Origin of the sequence: Paenibacillus xylanexedens, from assembly GCF_001908275.1 — a bacterium.
GTDB classification, from domain to species: Bacteria; Bacillota; Bacilli; order Paenibacillales; family Paenibacillaceae; genus Paenibacillus; species Paenibacillus xylanexedens_A.
In genome coordinates, this window is the sequence record NZ_CP018620.1 from 3,418,827 (window position 1) to 3,442,503 (window position 23,677).

Consider the following 23,677-nt stretch of genomic DNA (forward strand, 5'->3'; position numbering starts at 1 on the left):
TCATGTATAATGATGTCAAGTGACTGGGTGCGGTATTTTTTTGAAATTGAAAGCGACATCGTTTCGTGGTGTAGCTTTGCGGTGAAAAAGGAAGGAACGGCTAAGAGGGAATTTCAACTCCAACTTGTTGGTCAAAGGGAATAACTTCGAAGAACTTCTTCCAAATATCGTGAATAAAGGTGTTCTTTTGCATTCATCCCGATAGGTGGGTATGTGATGTATGGACTACTTTTCTTAACTTACAATAAATAATAAGGTACGACGTCCAACTACCATAGGAGGTTTAGATTCATTTGTCTAAGAAAAATAATAACGATAAACTGATGATTTTTGCTTTGGGCGGCGTAGGCGAGATTGGTAAAAACATGTACGTCATCCAATACGCCAACGACATTGTAGTCGTAGATGCTGGTCTTAAATTCCCGGAAGAAGATATGCTTGGTATTGATATTGTCATCCCTGACATTTCTTACCTGACTGAGAACCGTGACAAAGTAAGAGGAATCATTCTTACTCACGGACATGAGGATCACATTGGTGGTCTGCCATATGTTCTCAAACATCTGAATGTTCCTGTATACGGAACAAGACTTACGCTTGGACTTGTAGAAAACAAGTTGAAAGAAGCGAATTTGCTGGGTGATACAAAACGTATTCTGATTGATGCTGATTCCGAGATCCAACTTGGATCTGTTCTGAAAGCATCGTTCTTCGCTACTAACCATAGTATTCCGGATTCTGTTGGTGTATGTGTCGAAACACCGGAAGGTGCAGTTGTTCACACAGGTGACTTCAAATTCGACCATACTCCAGTCAATGGTCAATATGCAGATCTTCAGCGTATGGCACAGATCGGAACAAATGGCGTGTTAGCGCTGTTGTCCGATAGTACGAACGCTGAGAAACCTGGATTCACACCATCGGAGAAAAATGTGGGTATCGTTCTGGAAGATATCTTCCGTAAAGCAAGTCAACGTGTTGTTGTAGCGACATTTGCTTCCAACGTACACCGTATCCAACAGGTGATCAATGCAGCAGAAGTGACTGGACGTAAAGTTGCAGTTATCGGACGCAGCATGGTGAATGTGGTTGGTATTGCTTCAGAACTGGGTTATCTTGAGATTCCGGATGGCATGATCATTGAACCTGAAGAAGTAGGCAAGATGGCAGCTGATCGTGTCGTGATTCTCTGCACAGGAAGTCAAGGAGAGCCAATGTCAGCACTGACACGTATGGCTCGTTCCACACACCGTAAAGTGGACATCCTGCCAGGTGACACCGTCATTATCGCAGCAACTCCGGTTCCAGGTAATGAAAAATATGTAGGCCGTACGATTGATGAACTGTTCCGTCTGGGCGCTAACGTGCATTACAGCGGCGCTAACAGTGGCGTTCACGTATCTGGTCACGGTAGCCAGGAAGAGCTGAAACTGATGCTCAACCTGATGAAACCGAAATTCTTCTTGCCAATTCACGGTGAATTCCGTATGCAGCGTCGCCACGCGGTTCTTGCTGAATCTGTAGGGGTAGAACCTGAGAACATCTTCATCACGGATATCGGTGAAGTGATTGAAATTCAAGGTGGAGCAGCACGTAGAGCAGGTAAAGTTACTGCAGGTAATGTGTTGATTGATGGCTTGGGTGTAGGCGATGTGGGTAACATTGTACTTCGTGACCGCAAATTGTTGTCACAAGATGGTATCCTTGTTGTTGTGGTAACACTGAGCAAACAGGATGGAAAAATTGTTTCCGGTCCTGACATCATCTCTCGCGGATTTGTGTATGTACGTGAATCGGAAGGACTACTGGATGAGGCTAACCGGATCGTTAGCAGCACATTGCAGAAGTTGATGAGTGAGAACGTTAACGAGTGGGCTTCACTCAAAACAAATGTTAAAGATGCACTGGGACGCTTCCTGTATGAGCAAACTCGTCGTAGACCGATGATTTTGCCAATCATTATGGAAGTTTAAAATAAGCTAAACAAAAACATATATTCAGGCACACAGTCGCCCCTTCTCTACGAGTAATATTGGACGGTTCCTCGTAGAGAAGGGGCTTTTTTTGCGTTTTCAGGAAGATCTGCAATAGCGTCAATATGTGAAGCAATTTGATGCAGCGGGTATAAGGCGGTTGGAAAAATCCCCATACTAAGGAAATACATTAAATGTTTCTGGAGAAGGGGATTATTGAAATGAATGAACGTATGAATGGCAAGCAGGCATCAAAATCCAATCAACCGGAAGTTGAAGCACCGGAGATTCCGGTTCAGGAGGACAAGGCCATCTCACCCGTGACAGAGACTATTCAGCAATTTGGGCAGACACAGTCGCCGGCAGGTGAGTCGAATATTTTCTGTATGACCATTATTGGACAGGTCGAAGGGCATTTGATTTTGCCGCCACAAAATAAAACAACAAAGTATGAGCATATCATTCCACAGCTGGTGGCCGCAGAACAGAATCAGCGTATTGAAGGTATTCTGATCATTTTGAACACGGTAGGTGGAGATGTAGAGGCGGGTCTAGCCATTGCAGAGATGATTGCTTCTCTGAGCAAACCTACGGTGACTGTGGTCATTGGAGGCGGGCATAGCATTGGAGTACCGATTGCTGTAGCTTCAACATATTCCCTGATTGCCGGAAGTGCAACGATGACGATCCATCCAATTCGGATGAACGGCCTTGTCATTGGTGTACCTCAAACGTTTGAGTATATGGAGAAAATGCAGGAACGAGTTGTTCGGTTCGTGACTTCTCATTCGAATATCTCTGAAGAGATGTTCAAAGAACTAATGTTTAAGACTGGTGAGTTGAATCGGGATATTGGTACAGCTGTAGGAAGCGCAGATGCAGTGAAACATGGATTAATGGATGCAGTGGGCGGGATTGGACAGGCTATTGCTCAGTTAAATCAGCTCATAGGAGACAAGAGACAGATTCTGCAGGCGGGAGGTTATACCCAATGACATTATATACCGTGATGCCCCCGGAACAACTCTGGTCGGGAATGTGGAAAGAGGGCGAAGATACAAAGGAGATCAAGATGAATGGTTTATTGATGCAGGTGAGACCTGTTAATGACAATGAAGCTGTTATTGTACGTTTGCTGGATTGTCCACTTGAAGCCTATCTCAATCCTGCTAATATGCCCGGTTCGACCATTCCGCTTTCGGGTAACTTGGGATCAGCATAACGCGACGAATTCAGACAAATTGAGCAGAAAAAGAACATATGTACGGAATATATTTGTATGGTATAATATTCTTCTGGGGGTGACCTGATTTTGGCCAGAAGAAAAAAGAGGAAAAAAAAGGGCGCTGGTTTTAGTGGCGTTTTAAAATATGAAATTTACGGGATTGTGCTTATTACCCTTGCTGTCATAGCATTATCGGGTGAAGCCACCGTTGGGCGTTCGCTTTCCAAGATGTTCGGACTGATGCTTGGTAAGTTTTATTTTGCGATTCCACTTGTTGGTATTTATTATGGTCTCATGGTGATGATTCACCGGAAATGGCCTAGTGGCTGGACCACACGCAAAACAGGACTGGTATTGCTGGTCTTTGCCTTAACCCTGATGAGCACCGTCTCTGCAATGCACCAGAAGCTCATTCCGGTAGGTGCGCTTGAGCCTGGAGCTGTGATTACACAGGTACATAATGATATGCAAACCGAGTTGCTAACCCCTGCTACGCCAGGCGAGAGGGACTCCATGCTTAACAAGGACATCAGCGGTGGTTATCTTGGAGCTGGACAATTTGTTCTTTTCCTGTGGCTGTTTGGTAGCCTTGGGGCAAGGCTTATCATGATCGTGATGTTTGTCATCAGTTTTATGCTGATTACGAATCTCTCTTATGTAGATCTGATTCGAATATTCAGAACCAAGGTCTGGGATGCCGGAAGTACAATGTACAAGAAGTTGGAGTCCAGAACTGCTACGCGCTCTGCTTCAGTTGCTGATGACAGGAAAAAGGCGAATGCTCGTAAAGTGCTACCTGTTCCTGTTGAAGATGACGAAGACGAGTATGAGGATGACTTAGAGGAACAGCATCTGCCAAAACGAAACTCGCCCATATTCTTCCAACTTTTTGGAAAATGGGGAGCTAAACGGGAACAGGCGACATCAGGACGTGAAATGGATGAGGTCGATTCGGCAGAAACAGAACAGATTGTGTACCGCGCCGAACAAGATCACAATCTAGAGGCGTGGCAGGATACAACCGAAGACGTAACTAACAAATTAGCTTCATCACGTGTTCCTGTTCAGGCTAAACCTAACTCAGCGCCGATCATTCGAGACTTTTTCGAGCACGTCAGAACAGAAGAGGCAAGCATTGAAGATGATCTGGACGATGCTTATCCTTTCCCGGATAATCTGGCCGATCCAAACGTAGTACAACAGGGCGAGCATGCCATTAAAATAACGGATGAACTGGTAGAGACGGAGTGGTCTGCATCCGATGCGGGTACAAACGGGATGAATGCTGTGGATGAGATTCAGAGTGGAGAAGAAGTACCTAATGATGTAATGCAGGGAACAGATACTCCAACTCCTGAAGGGCAGGACACACAACCGGTGAAACCACCACCGCCACCTCCTAAGCCGTACAAGCTGCCATCTTTCCGTCTACTTGCCAAGCCAAACAATGGGGGCAAGGCGGGTGACCAGAAGGATTATATGCAAACAGCACGTAAGTTGGAAGCCACACTGGAAAGCTTCGGTGTTCGTGCCAAAGTACTTGAAGTGGTTCGGGGTCCTGCCGTTACAAGATATGAAATTCAACCTGACATTGGCGTCAAGGTCAGCAGAATTGTCAGCCTAACTGATGATATCGCGTTGGCTCTGGCGGCAAAAGATATTCGGATGGAAGCACCGATTCCCGGAAAGTCTGCGATTGGTATCGAAGTACCTAATGGTGAAGTATCGGTTGTAACGATGCGTGAAGTAATGGAGACAGCAACGTTCCAGGATGCAGAATCCAAAGTGACCATTGCATTTGGCCGAGATATCTCGGGACAGACGATTATTGGTAACTTGGCTCGTATGCCCCATTTGTTGGTTGCGGGTGCTACAGGTTCAGGTAAGTCGGTGTGTATTAACGGAATTATTACCAGCATATTGTACAAAGCCAAGCCAGATGAAGTGAAGTTCCTGATGGTCGATCCCAAGATGGTTGAGTTGAACGTATATAACGGAATTCCCCATTTGCTGGCACCGGTAGTAACTGATCCTAAGAGAGCGTCACTTGCTCTCAAAAAGATTGTGGTTGAGATGGAGAAACGATATGAACTGTTCTCCAAATCAGGCACGCGTAACGTCGAGGGTTACAATAATCTGATGAAAGATAATCCTGCGGCGGTTCTGCCTTATATCGTTGTCATTGTGGATGAGCTTGCAGATCTGATGATGGTTGCTGCCGGAGATGTGGAGGATGCTATTGCACGACTCGCTCAGATGGCTCGTGCAGCCGGAATCCATCTGATTATTGCCACACAACGTCCTTCTGTTGACGTTATTACCGGCGTAATCAAAGCCAACATACCTTCTCGTATAGCCTTCGGTGTATCCTCACAGGTGGATTCTCGAACCATTCTGGATATGGGTGGGGCCGAGAAACTGTTGGGTCGCGGAGACATGTTATTCATGCCAATGGGCGCATCGAAACCGGTTCGCGTACAAGGTGCTTTTATGAGTGATGAAGAAGTGGAAAATATTGTTAATTATGTACGTGGTCAAGGTGAAGCACAGTATGATGAGTCCCTTGTACCTGAGGTGGACGACTCTATCCAGGCTGAAGATGAAGTACAGGACGAGTTATACGAAAAGGCAGTACAGATTATTCTGGAGGCCAAGCAAGCGTCTGTTTCTCTGCTACAACGTCGAATGCGAGTAGGATACACCCGTGCCGCACGTTTGATTGACTCCATGGAATCCCGGGGCGTGATTGGTCCTTACGAGGGTAGCAAACCACGGGAAGTGTTGGTCTCGCTTGAAGAGTACCAACAAAACAAAATAAGCTCGTAGCTTGTAATGCACATGAATATTCAGGCGATTCGAGCCCTCAACCTTAATGGTTGGGGGCTTTTTTCATACAATTTGACTGAAGTTTTACCATGATGTCCAATGATCGGATGATTTGGTGCATAGGAAGCAGGCAGGCTTGTCATAATAACCTTAGCGATTCTGTTAATCCCACAAGAGAAAGGTAGAGCACAGTCGATGCGAAAAATGAACCTATGGCTTTTCACTGCTATTTTGCTGATATCCGCATTGGGAATTCGTTATTTGCTTCCTGGGAATGCAGCAACTGAAAGTTCAGCCGAGCGTACACCGCAGTTAGAAGAAAAGGCCTTGCCTACGTTTAGCAGCAATACAGTGAAATATGGAAGTTACGGTCAGGATGTATATGAGCTTCAGGGACGTCTGAAGTACCTGGGATTTTACAATGGTAAAATCGACAGTAATTTTGGCAGCAGCACACTGAAATCCGTCAAATGGTTTCAATCCGAGTTTGGCATGAAGGCAGATGGTGTGGTTGGAGCTGAGACCAAGCTCAAGCTGTACAATGCTTCAACCAGATGGTCGCCAACAGAGCCGCCGCTACACAAGGAATCCTCAGGTGGGGGTGGAGGCGGCAACAATACGGCAGATAAAGAGCAAGACAATATGGGATCTGCCAATGCCCTTGGTCTCTCAGAGAATGAACTCAAGATTATGGCTAACGCTGTATATGGTGAAGCCCGGGGTGAACCGTTTGAAGGTCAAGTCGCAGTAGCAGCAGTAATTTTGAATCGCGTAAATTCACCAAGTTTTCCAAGTACGCCTTCTGGTGTGATTTTTCAACCAGGTGCATTTACGGCTGTAGCGGACGGACAGATCTATCTGGAACCAAACGCACAAGCCAAAAAGGCAGTTGAGCAGGCCCTGAATGGTTGGGATCCGTCCGGTGGATGTCTCTATTATTTTAACCCGAAGACAGCAACATCCAAATGGATCTGGACCCGCCCACAAGTGAAAACAATCGGACAGCATATCTTTTGTATGTGATGATGTTGGAAGCAACCAGAAGGCGTGACTTCGGTTGCTTCTTGCCTTTTGAATGGGTTAAAATGGTTGTTACGTTTAGCTTAATACGATTGCATGATAAATGACGCCGTAAAGGGGTTTTGACATTTGAATACATCAGGATTCGAACGAGGTAGCAAGAGAGAGTTTCGTATACATGTGCTTCCGACTAAACGTTTCAAAACGTTTGCTATATCGCTATATGCAGGAGTTCCCTTACGGGAAGATACAGTAACCAAAGTAGCGCTGACACCTTTTGTTCTGCGACGCGGCACGGAGTCCTATCCGGAAACAACGCAATTTCGTGAGCAACTGGAGCATCTGTATGGAGCAGGTTTTGGTTTTGACGTCTATAAACGCGGGGATTACCAGATTGTACAGTTCCGAATGGATACCATTAATGATTCCTTTGTTGGAGGGGATGAGCAGTTGCTGGATCGTTCATTTGCCTTCCTAGGAGAGGTTCTTACACGACCTGCACAGGAGAATGGACATTTCAGGACGTCTTATGTACAAGCAGAGCGAGAGACTGTTCGGAAAAAGCTGGAGTCCATCGTGAATGATAAAATGCGCTATGCGGCTGAACGCAGTATCGAGGAAATGTGCAAGAACGAGCCATACCGTCTTCATCCATTGGGTGAGCGAAAGGATCTGCCTGGGATTGAGCCCGACACACTGACTGCGTCTTATCAGGAGTGGCTGCAGCAGGCGAGTATGGATCTGTACGTGGTAGGGGATACGACACTGGAGGAGGTCGAGAACCTTGTTCAGCGTCATTTCAATGTAGATCGAACGTCCTCCTCTGATTACCAGACACAGGCAGCGGTTCGAGGAGATAAGGAAGTGGAGACCGTTGTTGAGCGACTGAATGTGAGTCAGGGAAAACTCAATATGGGACTCCGTACATCTATCACTTATGGAGATCCTCAGTATGCCGCAGCACTAATGTACAATGGGATTCTCGGTGGTTATCCTCATTCCAAACTGTTTGTAAATGTTCGTGAAAAAGAAAGCCTGGCGTATTACGCGTCTTCGCGTTATGACGGACATAAGGGCATTGCAACGATTCAATCCGGGATTGAAATCCCTAATTATGAGAAGGCTGTCACCATTATCAAGCAGCAGCTGGAAGAAATGAAAAGCGGTACAATCAGTGATCTGGAAATGTCTCAGACCAAAGCAATGATCCGTAACCTGCTTAAGGAAATGCAGGATTCTGCTTTTGAGATGATCGCTTATGACTTCAATCGACAGTTGTCTGGCAAAGAAAGAACGGCTGAAGAACTGTTGGCTCAGGTAGAACATATTAGCAAGGAAGATGTACGTGAGGCGGCAGAACAATTCCGTCTGGATACGATTTATTTCTTGCGGGACGAGAAGGAGGAATAATCGGTGGAGAGCATTCGGTATGAGCATTTGCAGGAGACACTATATTACGAAGTAATGGATAACGGACTGCATGTCTATATTTTGCCTAAACCGGGGTTCCAGAAAACGTATGCTACGTTTGCAACCAAGTATGGATCGGTGGATAATCATTTTCAGGTTGAAGGGCAGGAAGAAGTGAAGGTCCCGGATGGGATTGCCCATTTCCTGGAGCACAAAATGTTTGAAGAACCAACAGGTGATATTTTTGCAACATTTGCGTCTCATGGTGCTTCAGCTAACGCATTTACGAGCTTTGATCAGACGGTTTATTTGTTTTCAGCGACCGAATATGTGAATGAAAATATACAAACATTAGTCGACTTTGTGCAAAATCCTTACTTCACGGATCAAAATGTGGAAAAGGAAAAAGGCATTATCGGACAGGAAATTGACATGTATGCTGATAATCCGGACTGGCGTGTTTATTTTGGATTGATTGAAGCCATGTATCAGAAACATCCGGTGCATATCGATATAGCAGGAACGGTGGAATCCATCCGTACGATTACCAAAGAGATGTTATATGAGTGTTATAACACCTTCTATCACCCGAGTAATATGCTCTTGTTTGTGGTGGGTGGTGTAGATCCACAAGAAGTCATTGATATGGTTCGATCGAACCAGGAGCAGAAGGATTATAAGCCACAGGGGAGCATTCAACGTTTCTTCGAACCGGAGCCTGAGCAAGTAGGAGAAGCCAGACGGGAAGCGAAACTGGCTGTTTCACTGCCCAAATGTCTGTTTGGATTCAAGGAGACGGACCTTGGACTTACCGGAGAAAAATTGTTACGGCGAGATATGACAACGCAGCTGATGATGGACCTTTTGTTTGGTTCAAGCACACGATTATTTCAGAAGCTCTACGATGAAGATCTGATCTCGGACAGCTTTGGACATGAGTATAACAGTTCGCCGCAATATGCGTTTTCAGCCATTGGTGGTGATACAAAAGACCCGGATCAACTGCTCGCGCGTATACGTGAAGAAGTGGATGCCATTGTAGAAAAAGGGTTCGAATCCACGGATTTTGAACGTGCACGCAAAAAGAAAATAGGCGGATATTTGCGTATGCTCAATTCTCCGGAGAACATTGCGCATGAATTTACACGTCAGCAATTCCGTGGCGGTGATTTTTTCAATATGCTCCCGCTCTATGAATCGATTACACTGGAAGATGTAAATCTCAGACTGAGAGAGCATATTCGCTGGGATCAACTGGCTGTATCGCTAGTCGTGAGTCCTTGATATGGAGAGGGGAACAGGACAATTGAAGGCAATCGGGGAAATGACTGTACTGGTAACTGGCGCAAGCGGTGGTATTGGAGCGGCTATCGCAGAACGCTTCGCCAAAGTGGGAATGAATGTTGTTATACACTATATGAAATCGCATGAAGCAGCGAATGAAGCCGCCAGGCGGTGCATGGAACAAGGCAGTGGAAAAATCATGACCGTGTCTGCGGATCTTCGCAGCCGGGAACAGATTGAGCGCATGCGTGAGAAGCTGGAGTCGCATAATCTCATGCCTGATATTCTTGTGAACAATGCAGGAATCTCGCACTATGGGATGTTGGCTGATGTTACAGAGGAGATCTGGGATGAAGTGATGGCGATTAACCTTAAAGGCACGTTTATGTGTACACAGGAAATGATGCCTCACATGATCTCCCAAAGGTATGGCCGAATCATTAATGTATCGTCGATCTGGGGACTGTCTGGTGCTTCTTGTGAGGTGCTGTATTCCACAACCAAGGGTGGGGTGAATGCATTCACCAAAGCGCTTGCGAAAGAACTCGCACCTTCCGGAGTAACCGTAAATGCCGTTGCTCCTGGTGCCGTTCAGACATCCATGCTGAACCATCTGAATCAGAGTGAACTGAAGATGCTGGAAGAGGAAATTCCGGCAGGAAGACTTGCTCAACCTGATGAAATCTCATCACTGGTTTATTTTCTGGCCCTCCCTGAATCGGGTTATATCAATGGGCAGATCATCAGTCCAAATGGCGGTTGGTTAACGTAAAAAAGCAAGAAAACTTGACTGGCTGTGAACGAAACAGGTGAAGGTTGCTGAGAAGCGACCGTCTTCCGGATTATTTTCAAAATGCTCGTATATAAAATGCCTCGAAAGCACATATTACAACTGTTGATTTTAAATCTCATGCGTCATCTAAGGAGGATTTATCATGTCAACAGAAAAAACAGTGCTCTCCAGTTTTGACACATGGAAGAAGTTTCTGGGTGACCGCGTACTGCAAGCAGAGAAGATGGGGATGAGTGAAGAAACCATCAACAAACTTGCGTATGAAATCGGCGACTTCCTTGATGAGAAAGTCGATCCGGCGAACCATTCCAACCGGGCATTGAAAGAGTTATGGGATGTCGGCGATGCAGATGAGCGTCGTACGATTGCGTGCCTGATGGTCAAATTGGCCAAACAAAACGCATAAGATTACAGATGAAGAGCTCCCGCAAGGGGGCTTTTCTCTAATGATTACAAACGGATTACAGAGCTGTTCTTGTAATTCATTTTCATTTTATATATCATTAACGTGACCCATTTTTAGAAGATGTCTCAGATTGTTGTCCAGTGGACACGTTCTGTTGCTGTCGAATAATGTGGAATAATGCATTACGGGGTGTTGAAATGGAATCTAAACAATGGTACATGGAATATAAAATACATAAGAACAGACCCGGTTTGTTAGGCGATATTGCCTCTATGCTGGGGATGCTTGAAGTGAATATATTGACCATTAACGGTGTTGAAGGCAAAACTCGAGGCATGCTGCTTGAATCGGATGATGATGAAAAAATCCGTTTGCTTGGTGAAATGCTTGGCAAAGTAAACAGCATCACCGTATCGGCTTTGCGGCAACCTAAATTGGTGGATATTTTGGCCGTGCGTCATGGCAGATACATTGACCGTGACTCGGATGATCGCAAGACATTTCGTTTTACACGAGATGAACTTGGGTTACTTGTGGACTTTTTGGGTGAAGTATTTAAGAGGGAAGGCAATCAGGTCATCGGTTTGCGCGGAATGCCTCGTGTTGGCAAAACGGAATCTATTATTGCGGGCAGCGTATGTGCAATGAAGCGATGGACGTTTGTTTCCTCCACACTTCTTCGTCAGACGATAAGGAGTCAAATGTCCGAAGACGAATTGAACCCGAACAATGTCTTCATCATTGACGGAATTGTAAGTACGATTCGTTCCAGTGAGCGGCATTACAATCTGTTGCAGGATATTATGTCCATGCCTAGCACCAAAGTTATCGAACATCCGGATATTTTTGTGCAGGAATCCGAATATGATTTTAATGATTTTGATATTATTATTGAACTTCGCAACAATCCGAATGAAGAAATTATTTATGATACGTTTACGGCTAGTTACACCGACGAATTGTAAGGAACCGTACGGAATCATGAAATAGATTAGCAACAACTCAAGAGATAAACATAAGGAGGAGATCGCATGTCTGAACTGGGTCAGCAGTTAAGGGAGGCCCGGCTGCAAAAAGGGATGAGTCTTGACGATGTACAGGAAATGACAAAAATTCGCAAGAGGTATCTGGAGGCCATAGAAGCAGGAGACTACAAAGTGCTGCCGGGCAGCTTCTATGTGCGTGCTTTCATCAAAACCTATGCGGAGACCGTGGGACTGAACCCTGATGAGCTGCTGGAGGGACACAAAAAAGACGTACCCGCAGAAGAGACGGAAGCAACGATGGAACCGGTTATTCAGAAGCGTTCCAGCCGTCCGGTTGAGCGTAGTAATCGGTGGATGTCTGTCGCGTTGATGTGGACATTCCCTGTTTTGATCGTAGTTCTGTTGTATGTATACGTGGTGTATAACAATGGTGATGAATCAGATAATCCGGGGCTTGATTCAGTCAAAATTACAGACAGTCAACAACAGCCTGAGGATAAACCGGATCAACCTGCCGACAACGGACAGGCATCTAATCCGCCTGCGACAGATTCAGGTACTGACGGTACTGGTGAAGGCGACGCTGGAGGTAACGGTGGCGGTACAGACACGGAAGGACAGACGGACGGTCAAACTGATGGCCAAACGGACGGACAGACGGATGAAACTGAGAAAGAACCAACTGACAATTCACCGTCTAATGTGACTGTTGCAGAAGATGGGAAATCAGGAAATATTACGAACTTTAAAGTTAACGGTAGTGCAGGGCAACCTGTAACGGTTACGATCAAAGCATCAGGTCATAGCTGGCTGGAAGTGTACAAAGGCGAAAACTCCAGTGGAGAGAAGTTGGAGTATGGTAACACAGCCGAAGGTGACAGCTATACCTTTGAGTTGGATAGTACAGGCATGTATATTAAGTCCGGGTATGCTGCAGCGACCACGATTGAGGTTGGCGGGCAAGTTGTAACGGATGGCAAGGCGACCAATCGGATCCGTTTGAAGCTTGGTGAAGACAGTAGTAGCACTACTTCTCCCACAGGTGTTGAAAATGGATCAACGGACGGTACAGGGGGTACCACTGGTAGCGAATAACCGGGTCAACCGCAGGAGACAATAATCGTGTCTTAACTTGCAGTTAACTTTTGGTGAAGTGAGGTGGATGGCTGTGACAGTCAGCTGGATCGTAACAGGTTTAGGGATCATTGTCAGCCTCCTGGGTTATTACCTGACTCCAAGTGCTTGGGGTTACGGAATATTGGGTTTTGGACTTGCACATGTACTTTTGGGTGTGCTCGATATGTTCAGACAGCCCAACCGCAGCCGCTATTAGGTTGGAAGCTGGACCAGCAAGCATTTTTGGCAACCACTTGAAGTGGAAGCCAAAAATGCTTTTTTCTTTGTGTAAAACAGCTTGAAATTAGACTTTTGCTTAAGGTATCCTCTATAATGTTACAGAACATACGATTAACTGAAAGGGTGACTGGTTTGAGCTCAGAAAATTCATTTGATATCGTGTCCAAAATGGACTTGCAAGAACTGACAAATGCCGTTACACAAACCGAGAAAGAAATTGGCGCTCGTTATGACTTCAAGGGCAGCAAGAGCAGCCTGAAACTGGATAAGGATGCGTTAACGATCGTATCTGATGATGAGACCAAACTCAAGGCTGTCATTGACGTGCTTCAATCCAAAATGGCGAAGCGTGGTCTACCATTGAAAAATATTGATTACGCAAAGGTAGAGCCAGCGTCTTCTGGTACAGTCCGCCAGCGTTTGAATTTTAAACAGGGGATTGATCAGGACATCGCCAAGAAAATCAATATTCTTATTCGGGACTCCAAGATGAAGGTGAAGAGTCAGATTCAGGGAGACCAGCTTCGGGTAACTGGTAAGAGTAAAAATGATTTGCAAGCTGTCATGCAGCTGCTAAATGGTGCTAACCTGCCTCTGGATTTGCAATATACAAATTTCAAGTAATATGGTCTTTTTGTAGCAAAAGTGTTTTTTGACACGGTATTGGGCGTATATTATACTAAGTGTGCATTGCTGGCAGTCAAGCATCAAGTCCAGTCCTCATCGTTTGCTGACTTTGTGAAAAGCAGTACATCTCCTGGAAGTCACCGGAACGTTTAAAGCGTTTTGCTTTTGAGCGGTTGACTTTATTTTTTGCGTTTCTACATAGTGGGATCATGTTAATATGGATTGACATTGAAACTGTACATTTCATGTTCCGGATGATGATAACGGGATTATGATGATTGTTTGGAGTAATGGAGGATATGAGGGAGGGCGTCTTGTGAATTTACCCAACCGGATTACGCTTGCACGAATTTGCTTAATCCCTTTTTTGATGGTGTTCCTGCTCGTGGATTTTCCATTTTATCCAGAGCCGTTGCAGCTTGGAAGCTTGTCGCTTCCGTATAATCAACTGATTGCTGCTGTTATTTTTATCATCGCCGCAAGCACAGATGGAATTGACGGATACCTTGCGCGGAAAAATAACATGGTTACCAACCTGGGGAAACTGCTCGATCCACTCGCAGACAAGCTGCTGGTTACTGCAGTTTTGATCTCGCTTGTGGAGATGGGCAAGCTGGATTCCTGGATTGCAGTTGTCATTATTAGTCGTGAATTCGCAGTTACCGGCTTGCGTCAAATTGCATTGCTGGATGGTTCGGTTGTTGCCGCCAGTGCTTGGGGCAAGCTGAAGACTGTAGTGCAGATTGTGGCGATTGTGCTGTTGCTGTTGAACAATTTCCCGTTTTCATACACGGGTATTCATGTCGATATTATCGCGGTATGGGCAGCAGCGCTTATTACCATCTGGTCGGGTATCGATTACTTTATCAAAAACAAAAACCTGCTTCATTTAACAAAAGCATAATGGTTTGTTCTTAAATGGGTAATCATGAAGGAAGCAGTGGGTCAGGGGCAATAGGAAATTATCCTATTGCCCTTTGATCACTCACCACGTGTACAGGAGGATGCTCAATGAAGGCAGAAATCATTGCAGTTGGCACAGAGCTACTGCTTGGACAAATCGTCAATACCAATGCCAGATACCTATCCCGTGAATTGGCTGCGATGGGTATCGATGTATATTTCCAAACGGTGGTTGGGGATAACCTGAACCGACTTAGTGAAGCTATTCGCATTGCGCAGAGCCGTGCAGACGTTATTTTATTTTCCGGTGGCATCGGACCTACCCAAGATGATCTGACCAAGGATGCGCTCGCAGCTGTTCTTAACCGGAAACTGCATACAGATCGAATGGCAATGGACAAAATTGAGAGCTTTTTCAGAGATCGTAATGTGGATATGACAGAGAATAACCGACGTCAGGCGATCGTTATTGATGGCGGAACACCTCTGGCCAATGAAACGGGCCTTGCGGCAGGAAATGCGATTTCTGACAATGACAAATATTATGTTGTGATGCCTGGACCACCTAAAGAGTTGATTCCAATGTTTGAACAGGAAGTCAAACCTTGGCTGTTCCAGCATGTACTCACAGAAGAGATGCCGATCTATTCCCGAATGCTCAAATTCGCAGGTATTGGTGAATCTGCTCTGGAAGATCGACTTCTGGATCTGATTGACGCGCAGACAGACCCTACGATTGCTCCTTACGCGAGCGAAGGCGAAGTTACGGTACGTGTCTCCACAAAGGCTGCGAGTGAGGGAGAGGCGAAGCTGAAGCTGGATGCGATGGAGGTTCAGATTCGGGAGCGTTTGACAGAACATCTCTACGCGAACGAGGATGTGCCTATAGAGTACACGATTGTAACGATGATGTCTGACATGGGGCTGACGCTCAGCGCTGCTGAGAGCTGTACAGGGGGGCTTGTCATGCAAAGTCTGACCTCTGTACCCGGAAGCGCGTCAATGCTTAAAGGTGGAATTGTTTGTTACTCCAATGAAATTAAAGAAAAGCTGCTAAATGTGCCTCATGATTATCTGGAAGGTGAAGATGCACCTGGGGCGGTAAGCCCTGAGGTTGCAAAAGTGCTTGCTGAGCAGATCCGCATGATTGGCGATGCTGATTTTGGCTTGGCTGTTACCGGTGTAGCTGGACCGGGATATTCGGAACGTAAACCACCCGGACTTGTCTTCATCGCTCTTGCTGAACGTGGAAAAGAGACGGAAATTCATGAGTTGCGTATTAATGGTAATCGTGAGACTGTTCGCATTCGTTCAGCCAAAGCGATTCTCTATCGCTTATGGCAAAAACTTGTGGCGATGGATTGATTAGTTAATAGCTTCGATTGCATTTACAGTTCCAAGCAAGTATAATTAAGGAAGACGGAAGAACCGTAGAATTAGGCTTTACAGCCTTGTTTACGGTTCTTTTTTCTGTTTAATGGAAAGTTTCCTTGAGGAAGAGGCGCCTCGGCCTTTACAAAAAAAAACGAATGTATGTTCGAAAAAAAGCTTGGCAAACGTGTTAAAACAAGGTATCATTATCTTATAAACAGTAAAGGGTGTGAGCTTATTGTCAGACCGTCGTGCCGCGCTTGATATGGCGCTCCGTCAAATAGAGAAGCAATTTGGTAAAGGATCCATCATGAAACTGGGTGAGTCCACTCATATGAATGTGGAAATTATTCCCAGTGGTTCCTTGGCTTTGGATATTGCATTAGGAACAGGCGGCTTGCCTAAAGGCCGTATTGTTGAAATATATGGACCTGAATCCTCTGGTAAAACAACCGTAGCATTGCATGCTATCGCTGAAGTACAAAGAGCGGGTGGACAAGCTGCATTTATCGATGCCGAGCATGCTCTTGACCCACAATACGCAAGCAAACTTGGTGTTAATATTGATGAATTGCTTCTGTCTCAGCCAGATACGGGTGAGCAAGGGCTGGAAATTGCAGAAGCTCTTGTACGCAGTGGTGCAGTAGATATCGTCGTTATTGACTCTGTAGCCGCATTGGTTCCAAAAGCAGAGATTGAAGGCGAAATGGGCGATTCACACGTTGGTTTGCAAGCGCGTTTGATGTCTCAGGCGCTGCGTAAACTGTCTGGTGCAATCAGCAAATCCAAAACAATCGCAATCTTCATTAACCAGCTTCGTGAGAAAGTCGGCGTTATGTTTGGTAATCCGGAAACAACACCTGGTGGTCGTGCTCTGAAGTTTTATTCCACAGTACGTCTGGATGTGCGTCGTATTGAGAGTATCAAATCAGGCAATGACATGATTGGTAACCGTACTCGTATTAAAGTTGTGAAAAACAAAGTGGCACCTCCGTTTAAACAAGCGGAAGTGGATATCATGTATGGCGAGGGTATCTCGAGAGAAGGCAGTATCATTGACATTGGTACAGAGCTGGACATCGTTAATAAAAGTGGTGCATGGTACTCCTACGAAGGCGAGCGTTTAGGACAAGGCCGTGAGAACGCAAAGCAGTTCATGAAAGAGCATAAAGATATTGCTGACATCATTGAACAAAAAATTCGTGTAGCCAGTAACTTGGTTACTGCAGTTCCTGCGCCAACGAGTGAAGAGCAACAAAAAGAAGCAGCAGAAGAACAAGAATTGTTTGAAATCAACGAGTAATCTCTCAAAACCTCTCTAGGGAGGACCCTGAGGGTGTTCCCCACTGGACTCCGTAAACTTATCTGATTGAGCTTGGGTCAATCTGGATAATGGATTGTAGTGGGAGTACTCGTGCTGTCTAACAGCCCCTGTCCCAATGGACAGGGGCTGTTAGCACGCTAACTGTGGAGTAAAGGCCGGGCAGAGTTCCCGGTCTTTTGTATTATTATTGTTCTCTGTCCTATGTGAATATGTGTTTGGCGTAGTCAGAATGAAAATGTTATGAAAGGGGAGACCAGAATGGATCAACATGACGAGGATTTATATGAAGAAGCAGAACAGGACGGCCTATCCCAATTTCCGGACAACGAAGAACTTATTATTACACGTGTAGAACGAACAAAGAGCAGGCAAGCTCGTTATCGAATCACTTTTGGTATCCACTCCATTACGGTTCTTGAAGATGTGATGATTAAATACAGGATGACTCAAGGTAATACGTTTATGAAGAAGGATCTGGAAGATATCATTCTAGCTGACGAGCGACAGCGGACGTATGCACAGTCTCTGCGCTTTTTGGAGCATAAACCGCGCACACGCCATGAATTAAGTCAGAAACTTCGTCAGAAGGAGTTTGCTGCACCTTTGATTGAAGAGGCGCTGGATCGGCTTGAGCGGGAGAACCTGGTGGATGACGATCTATTTGCGAAGGAATGGACAAGACAGCGTATGGAGGGCAAGCGGAAGGGAAAACTGTGGATAAGGCAAGAGCTGCGTCAAAAGGGCATTGCCAATGATCTCATTGTTGAGGCACTAGAAGGTATTAGTACAGATGCGGAATTTGAGACTGCCTTGAGTGCAGGACGCAAAAAATGGAATCAGGTCAAAGGGGACGTCAAAGAGAAGAAAAATAAAACGCTTCCCTTCCTAATGAGACGTGGTTTTTCAATGGATATGGTGCGCCGGGTCGTGAATTGTTTAATTGAAGAAGATGAGGCTGGGGACCCTGAAGATGACGAAGCGTTGTTATGGGATTAGCAGACTAGAGTCTCTATACTGCATTCTCTTGACAATTTCTTTCGTCAAATACTAAAATGGACATGAGTCTGTAAGAAATGGACAACCCTTTTTCCTTCCAAAAAAGCGGTTTCGGTTTCTTAAGATTTATACCATTCTTAATTATGGGTTCGCTGGAAACAGTGAATAGTACGTGGAAACATGTACATGTGAAATGAAAATCGGCGGGGGATCGCCGTGAGTATTCGTTATTCCCAAACATATGTAAGGTTTGAAAACTGCAAATTGACCCAAGGAATGCCTTGGAGGAACCAACGAGGAGGTGAACAGTATGGAAATTGCAATCACGATCGCTCTCGTTGTGGCCGCGCTAATCATTGGGTTCGGAGTAGGGTATTTTATTCGCAAATCTCTTGCAGAGGCTAAAATCTCTAGTGCGGAACAAGCTGCCGTACAAATCGTGGAGAACGCGAAGAAAGAGGCAGAAGCACTGAAGAAAGAAACGGTGCTGGAAGCGAAGGATGAAATCCATCGCATTCGTGCTGAAGCTGAAAAAGACACTCGTGAACGTCGGAATGAAATTCAACGACAAGAAAGACGATTGTTGCAAAAAGAAGAGTCGCTGGATAAAAAATTGGAATCACTCGAACGTAAAGAAGAGCAAGTGGCTAACAAAGAGAAACGAATTGATGAGACTCAGCAGCAGATCGAAATGATTTACAAAAACCAGGTGACAGAGTTGGAACGTATATCCAACCTCACTATGGAAGACGCACGCAGTATCATACTGTCCAACGTAGAACAGGAAGTTCGTCATGAGACGGCTCAAATGATCAAGGACATTGAACAACAAGCGAAGGAAGAAGCGGACAAAAAGTCCCGCGAGATTATTACACTCGCCATCCAACGCTGTGCGGCTGACCACGTAGCGGAAACAACGGTATCTGTTGTTACCCTGCCAAATGAAGAAATGAAAGGCCGGATTATCGGTCGTGAAGGACGTAACATCCGTGCGCTTGAAACCCTTACAGGGATTGACCTCATTATCGATGATACGCCAGAAGCTGTTATTCTGTCGGGCTTTGATCCGATTCGCCGTGAAATCGCCCGTACTGCCCTGGAGAAACTGGTGGCTGATGGACGTATTCACCCGGCACGGATTGAAGAGATGGTTGAGAAATCCCGCAAAGAAGTGGATGAGCGCATCCGTGAATACGGTGAGCAAGCTACCTTTGAAGTGGGCGTGCATGGTCTGCATCCGGATCTGATTAAAATTTTGGGCCGGTTGAAGTTCCGTACAAGTTACGGTCAAAACGTCTTGAAACATTCCATGGAAGTCGCTTATCTGGCTGGACTGATGGCTGGCGAACTCGGAGAAGACGTAACTCTGGCAAGACGTGCAGGTCTATTGCATGACATCGGTAAAGCGCTGGATCACGAAGTGGAAGGATCACACGTCGAAATTGGCGTGGAACTGGCGAAGAAATACAAAGAACATCCGGTTGTAATCAACAGTATCGCGTCCCATCACGGAGATTGCGAAGCGACTTCGGTCATTGCCATGTTGGTTGGCGCAGCAGATGCGCTCTCCGCAGCAAGACCAGGCGCACGCCGCGAAACGCTGGAAACGTATATCAAACGACTGGAGAAGCTGGAAGAAATCTCAGAGTCCTTCGAAGGTGTCGAGAAATCGTACGCCATTCAGGCCGGACGCGAAGTTCGCGTTATGGTACAGCCTGAGAAGATCGATGATGCTGAAGCCTTCCGCTTAGCCCGTGACATCACGAAGATGATTGAGAATGAACTCGACTATCCGGGTCACATCAAAGTCACCGTCATCCGGGAAACCCGTGCGGTTGAATACGCAAAATAGAGCATTACGGAAAAGTGGCCGCAGTAGTGGGCCACTTTTCCTGTTGATAGCCTGTTAAAAGGCAACTACACATCATGGAGCATGAGATAGAGTCCTGCAAAGGTTCAACATTTGAAGTAAGAGGACTTTGCAGGAATTGAGGAGGCGGTAATCAATGAAAGTTTTGTTTATTGGTGACATTGTAGGTAACGTGGGACGTAAGGCATTAAAGGAAAATTTACCATACCTGAAATCGAAGTATAAGCCACATGTGGTGATTGTGAATGGTGAAAATGCGGCAGCAGGTCGTGGTATTACCGGTGCAATCGCAAATGAGTTTTTCAACTGGGGTGTACATGGTATTACACTTGGTAATCATACTTGGGACAATAAGGATATTTTTGATTTTATAGATGATGAGCCCCGCATGATTCGTCCAGCGAACTTTCCACCAGGAACACCAGGACGAGGGTACACGGTTGTCAAAGGCGAAGGGAAAGAGCTAGCGATTGTCAATCTTCAAGGAAGAACGTTCCTGCCTGCTCTGGATTGTCCATTCCGTGTAGCTGATGAAATTGTAGATGAGCTGCGCCAAGACCATAAATGTATTTTGGTCGATATGCATGCTGAAGCGACGTCAGAAAAGATTGCCATGGGATGGCATCTGGATGGACGTGCGTCTCTCGTTGTAGGTACACATACGCATGTACAAAGTAATGATGATCGGATTTTGCCTGGAGGAACAGCTTACTTGACGGATGCAGGCATGGTAGGGCCTCGTGACGGCATATTGGGTATGGAGCGTGAGGCCGTGTTGCGTAAGTTCTACACCCAGCTACCTGTACGTTTTGTTGTAGATGATGGCAAATGGCACTTCCATGGTGTTTTTGTTGAAATTGATGAAGCCACAGGTGCGGCAACACGCATCGAAAAAATTCGTCTGACGGAGGACGAGTGGCGCATGGAATAGGGGTATTGTCCCAATTTGCAGGGAAACCCGTCTAAAAAGAAGGAATTTTTTTGCCTCCCGCGAATAACATCTAGTAAGTGGAAACAAACTTTCAACATTCCCAGGGAGGTACTTACCATGGATGTATTAAAAGTTTCAGCAAAGTCCAATCCTAATTCTGTAGCCGGCGCTCTTGCAGGGGTTCTTCGTGAACGTGGAAATGCTGAACTGCAGGCAATTGGAGCGGGAGCACTGAACCAAGCCATTAAAGCGGTAGCGATAGCCCGGGGATTTGTAGCACCAAGTGGAGTTGACCTGATTTGTATTCCAGCTTTTACAGACATTGTGATCGACGGCGAGGACCGAACGGCCATTAAGCTGATTGTGGAGCCCAGATAATACATGCAGTATGCATTGAACCTGTTTACGATGTAGACAGGTTTTTTGCGTTTTTTTACAATAACATATGGAGGAGGGTTTAAGATGTCCATGTCTGATTGGCGTGTAGCTGATTTTCACTGTGATGCACTGAGCAAAATTTTGATGCAGCCTGCTCTTCCATTCCAAGATGCTCCACAACTGGATGTGAACTTGCAACGTTTGAAAGAGGGGAATGTAGGGTTGCAGGCGTTCGCCATCTATTTACCCGAAGTACTTGGCAGAGGCAAGTTTGAACATGTGATGGGGCAGTTGGAGATCTATCGTAGACGTGTGGAGAGAAGTCAGGAGCGGCCTGGCGGCACACAGACGTTGTTATGGCGTGAACAGGTGGCTCAGGTGGGGCAAACAGGGGGGCCGTGGGGATTAATCACACTGGAGGGTGTGGATGGCCTGGAGGGCAACCTGTTCTATCTGGAGTTATGTTATCAGATGGGCGTTCGAATTATTGGACTAACGTGGAATTATGCCAATTGGGCGGCTGACGGAGTAATGGAGAAGCGTGGAGCAGGTCTGACCGAGAAGGGGAAGGAACTGGTGCGCCAGTGTAATGAAATCGGAATGCTGCTCGACGTGTCACATCTGACAGAGAAAGGTTTCTGGGAACTGGCTGACTTGAGTAAACGTCCTTTTATCGCCTCCCACTCCAACAGTTACAGTGTATGTCCCCATGTGCGTAATCTGAAAGATGATCAGATTCAGGCTATCATTGCCCGGGAAGGGCGGATTGGACTGACGTTTGTACCCTGGTTTGTCAAGCAGGAGGGTGAGGTACGTATAGAAGATCTGCTGCCTCATATTGAGGAGATTTGTTCTCTCGGCGGGCAGCATCATCTGATGATGGGGTCTGATTTTGATGGAATTTCAACGTATATTCAGAGACTTGAACATTCAGGACATTATCCGAGACTGACGGAAATCCTGCTCAAGCATTATGATGAACATTTAGTGCGCGGCTGGTTGTGGGGGAATGCGATGAGTTATCTGGGGGAACACTTGCCAGAGAGCAATCCGAAGATGCAGATGAAGGGGAATTCCATGAAATAGTGAACTGGTGTGTGCGTTGAATGGGTTGAATTGAAACTTGTTTTCCAAATAAAGGAGGGGAATGATGGTGAAATAAGTGTATTTCATGAATTTTCACCAGTTCGTTTTCATTTCACTCCAAAAAGGGGTATAATACCATTGGATTGTTAAGAGCCTGAGTACAGGCCATAGATAAACAAGGAGTGAATTTACAATGAGTAAAACAGTACCTGTGGGCGTATCTGCCCGTCACATTCATGTATCCCAAGAGCACGTTGAAATTTTGTTTGGCAAAGGTTATGAACTGACTGAATTTAAACCTCTGTCCCAGCCTGGCCAATACGCTGCTAACGAAACTGTAGCGGTAATTGGTTCGAAAGGACAGTTTGATAAAGTGCGTATCCTCGGACCTGTTCGCCCTGAAACGCAACTGGAGATCTCCATGACAGATTCATTTGCGATTGGTGTTAAAGCACCTGTACGTGAATCTGGAAGCATTGAAGGTACACCAGGAATCACAATTAAAGGTCCTGCTGGCGAAGTAACGATTGATAAAGGTGTTATCGTTGCTGCTCGTCACATTCACTTCCATACTTCTGATGCTGCTAAATGGGGTATCGAGGACAAACAAATGTTGAAAGTTCGTCTGGGTGGAGATCGTGGTCTGGTACTGGAAAATGTACTGGCTCGTGTATCCGATTCTTTCGCACTGGACATGCATATTGATACAGATGAGGCTAACGCTGCTGGCGCTCGTAATGGCGACACTGCTGAAATCATCGATTAATTACATGTAATAGCCTCAGCCCCCAATTATGGCGGTCTGAATAACATATAAACCTGAGCACAGCCAACAGGGGCCGGTTAATTCCAGCCCTGACGGCAAGGCTCAGGTTTTTGTGTTTTCTGAGTGCTCTTCTGAGCATGGCATGT

22 protein-coding genes are annotated in these 23,677 nt (G+C 45.8%); all 22 read left to right on the forward strand.

Annotated features, from left to right (window positions below; translation table 11 throughout):
* Positions 1–293 precede the first annotated feature (293 nt).
* The 22 genes from BS614_RS15305 (at position 294) to pduL (ending at position 23,531) form a co-directional block, all read left to right on the forward strand.
* Entirely contained in the window at positions 294–1,973 is a 1,680-nt protein-coding gene (locus BS614_RS15305; RefSeq protein WP_036609284.1) for a ribonuclease J, read from the forward strand.
* 221 nt (positions 1,974–2,194) lie between these two features.
* Positions 2,195–2,968 (forward strand): ClpP family protease, encoded by a 774-nt coding sequence (locus BS614_RS15310; protein ID WP_244898320.1) that lies wholly within the window; start codon positions 2,195–2,197, stop codon positions 2,966–2,968.
* Positions 2,965–3,195, forward strand: coding sequence for a YlzJ-like family protein (locus tag BS614_RS15315; protein ID WP_036670404.1), 231 nt, complete (start codon positions 2,965–2,967; stop codon positions 3,193–3,195). The genes BS614_RS15310 and BS614_RS15315 overlap by 4 nt, the downstream gene beginning before the upstream one ends.
* Positions 3,196–3,285: 90 nt before the next feature.
* A complete protein-coding gene (locus tag BS614_RS15320) occupies positions 3,286–6,024 on the forward strand; it encodes an FtsK/SpoIIIE family DNA translocase (RefSeq protein WP_074094588.1) in 2,739 nt (912 codons plus the stop codon).
* A 195-nt stretch (positions 6,025–6,219) separates the two neighbouring features.
* Entirely contained in the window at positions 6,220–7,047 is an 828-nt protein-coding gene (sleB, locus tag BS614_RS15325; RefSeq protein WP_074094589.1) for a spore cortex-lytic enzyme, read from the forward strand.
* Between the two features lie 126 nt (positions 7,048–7,173).
* Positions 7,174–8,454, forward strand: coding sequence for an EF-P 5-aminopentanol modification-associated protein YfmF (yfmF, locus tag BS614_RS15330; protein WP_074094590.1), 1,281 nt, complete (start codon positions 7,174–7,176; stop codon positions 8,452–8,454).
* 3 nt (positions 8,455–8,457) lie between these two features.
* Positions 8,458–9,738, forward strand: a complete 1,281-nt coding sequence (gene yfmH / locus BS614_RS15335) for an EF-P 5-aminopentanol modification-associated protein YfmH (RefSeq protein WP_074094591.1) — start codon at positions 8,458–8,460, stop codon at positions 9,736–9,738.
* A 1-nt stretch (position 9,739) separates the two neighbouring features.
* The gene (gene ymfI / locus BS614_RS15340; protein WP_074094592.1) at positions 9,740–10,510 is read left to right on the forward strand and encodes an elongation factor P 5-aminopentanone reductase; all 771 of its coding nucleotides are present in this window, start codon (positions 9,740–9,742) and stop codon (positions 10,508–10,510) included.
* A gap of 163 nt (positions 10,511–10,673) precedes the next feature.
* The gene (locus BS614_RS15345) at positions 10,674–10,937 is read left to right on the forward strand and encodes a DUF3243 domain-containing protein (RefSeq protein WP_017689119.1); all 264 of its coding nucleotides are present in this window, start codon (positions 10,674–10,676) and stop codon (positions 10,935–10,937) included.
* Positions 10,938–11,134: 197 nt separating this feature from the next.
* Positions 11,135–11,902, forward strand: coding sequence for a DUF3388 domain-containing protein (locus BS614_RS15350; RefSeq protein ID WP_047842510.1), 768 nt, complete (start codon positions 11,135–11,137; stop codon positions 11,900–11,902).
* A gap of 66 nt (positions 11,903–11,968) precedes the next feature.
* Positions 11,969–13,018: a helix-turn-helix domain-containing protein gene (locus tag BS614_RS15355; protein WP_074094593.1), complete on the forward strand. Its 1,050-nt coding sequence runs from the start codon at positions 11,969–11,971 to the stop codon at positions 13,016–13,018.
* Between the two features lie 67 nt (positions 13,019–13,085).
* Positions 13,086–13,256 (forward strand): hypothetical protein, encoded by a 171-nt coding sequence (locus BS614_RS31500; RefSeq protein ID WP_017689116.1) that lies wholly within the window; start codon positions 13,086–13,088, stop codon positions 13,254–13,256.
* A 155-nt stretch (positions 13,257–13,411) separates the two neighbouring features.
* The gene (locus BS614_RS15360) at positions 13,412–13,903 is read left to right on the forward strand and encodes a YajQ family cyclic di-GMP-binding protein (protein ID WP_047842512.1); all 492 of its coding nucleotides are present in this window, start codon (positions 13,412–13,414) and stop codon (positions 13,901–13,903) included.
* A gap of 319 nt (positions 13,904–14,222) precedes the next feature.
* Entirely contained in the window at positions 14,223–14,810 is a 588-nt protein-coding gene (gene pgsA, locus BS614_RS15365; protein ID WP_017689114.1) for a CDP-diacylglycerol--glycerol-3-phosphate 3-phosphatidyltransferase, read from the forward strand.
* A gap of 107 nt (positions 14,811–14,917) precedes the next feature.
* On the forward strand, positions 14,918–16,174 hold the full coding sequence (locus BS614_RS15370) for a competence/damage-inducible protein A (protein WP_036670416.1): 1,257 nt from the start codon (positions 14,918–14,920) through the stop codon (positions 16,172–16,174).
* Between the two features lie 244 nt (positions 16,175–16,418).
* Positions 16,419–17,483 (forward strand): recombinase RecA, encoded by a 1,065-nt coding sequence (gene recA / locus BS614_RS15375; protein WP_036609261.1) that lies wholly within the window; start codon positions 16,419–16,421, stop codon positions 17,481–17,483.
* A gap of 279 nt (positions 17,484–17,762) precedes the next feature.
* Positions 17,763–18,500 carry a regulatory protein RecX gene (locus tag BS614_RS15380; protein ID WP_074094594.1) on the forward strand — a complete coding sequence of 246 codons (738 nt, stop codon included), beginning with the start codon at positions 17,763–17,765 and terminating at the stop codon, positions 18,498–18,500.
* Between the two features lie 310 nt (positions 18,501–18,810).
* Positions 18,811–20,352, forward strand: coding sequence for a ribonuclease Y (gene rny / locus BS614_RS15385; RefSeq protein WP_074094595.1), 1,542 nt, complete (start codon positions 18,811–18,813; stop codon positions 20,350–20,352).
* A gap of 154 nt (positions 20,353–20,506) precedes the next feature.
* Complete coding sequence (locus BS614_RS15390) at positions 20,507–21,301, forward strand: TIGR00282 family metallophosphoesterase (protein ID WP_036609256.1); 795 nt, start codon at positions 20,507–20,509, stop codon at positions 21,299–21,301.
* Positions 21,302–21,418: 117 nt separating this feature from the next.
* Positions 21,419–21,679: a stage V sporulation protein S gene (locus BS614_RS15395; protein WP_007430104.1), complete on the forward strand. Its 261-nt coding sequence runs from the start codon at positions 21,419–21,421 to the stop codon at positions 21,677–21,679.
* 84 nt (positions 21,680–21,763) lie between these two features.
* Positions 21,764–22,765, forward strand: coding sequence for a dipeptidase (locus BS614_RS15400; protein WP_425320274.1), 1,002 nt, complete (start codon positions 21,764–21,766; stop codon positions 22,763–22,765).
* 193 nt (positions 22,766–22,958) lie between these two features.
* Entirely contained in the window at positions 22,959–23,531 is a 573-nt protein-coding gene (gene pduL / locus BS614_RS15405; protein WP_017689107.1) for a phosphate propanoyltransferase, read from the forward strand.
* Positions 23,532–23,677 lie beyond the last annotated feature (146 nt).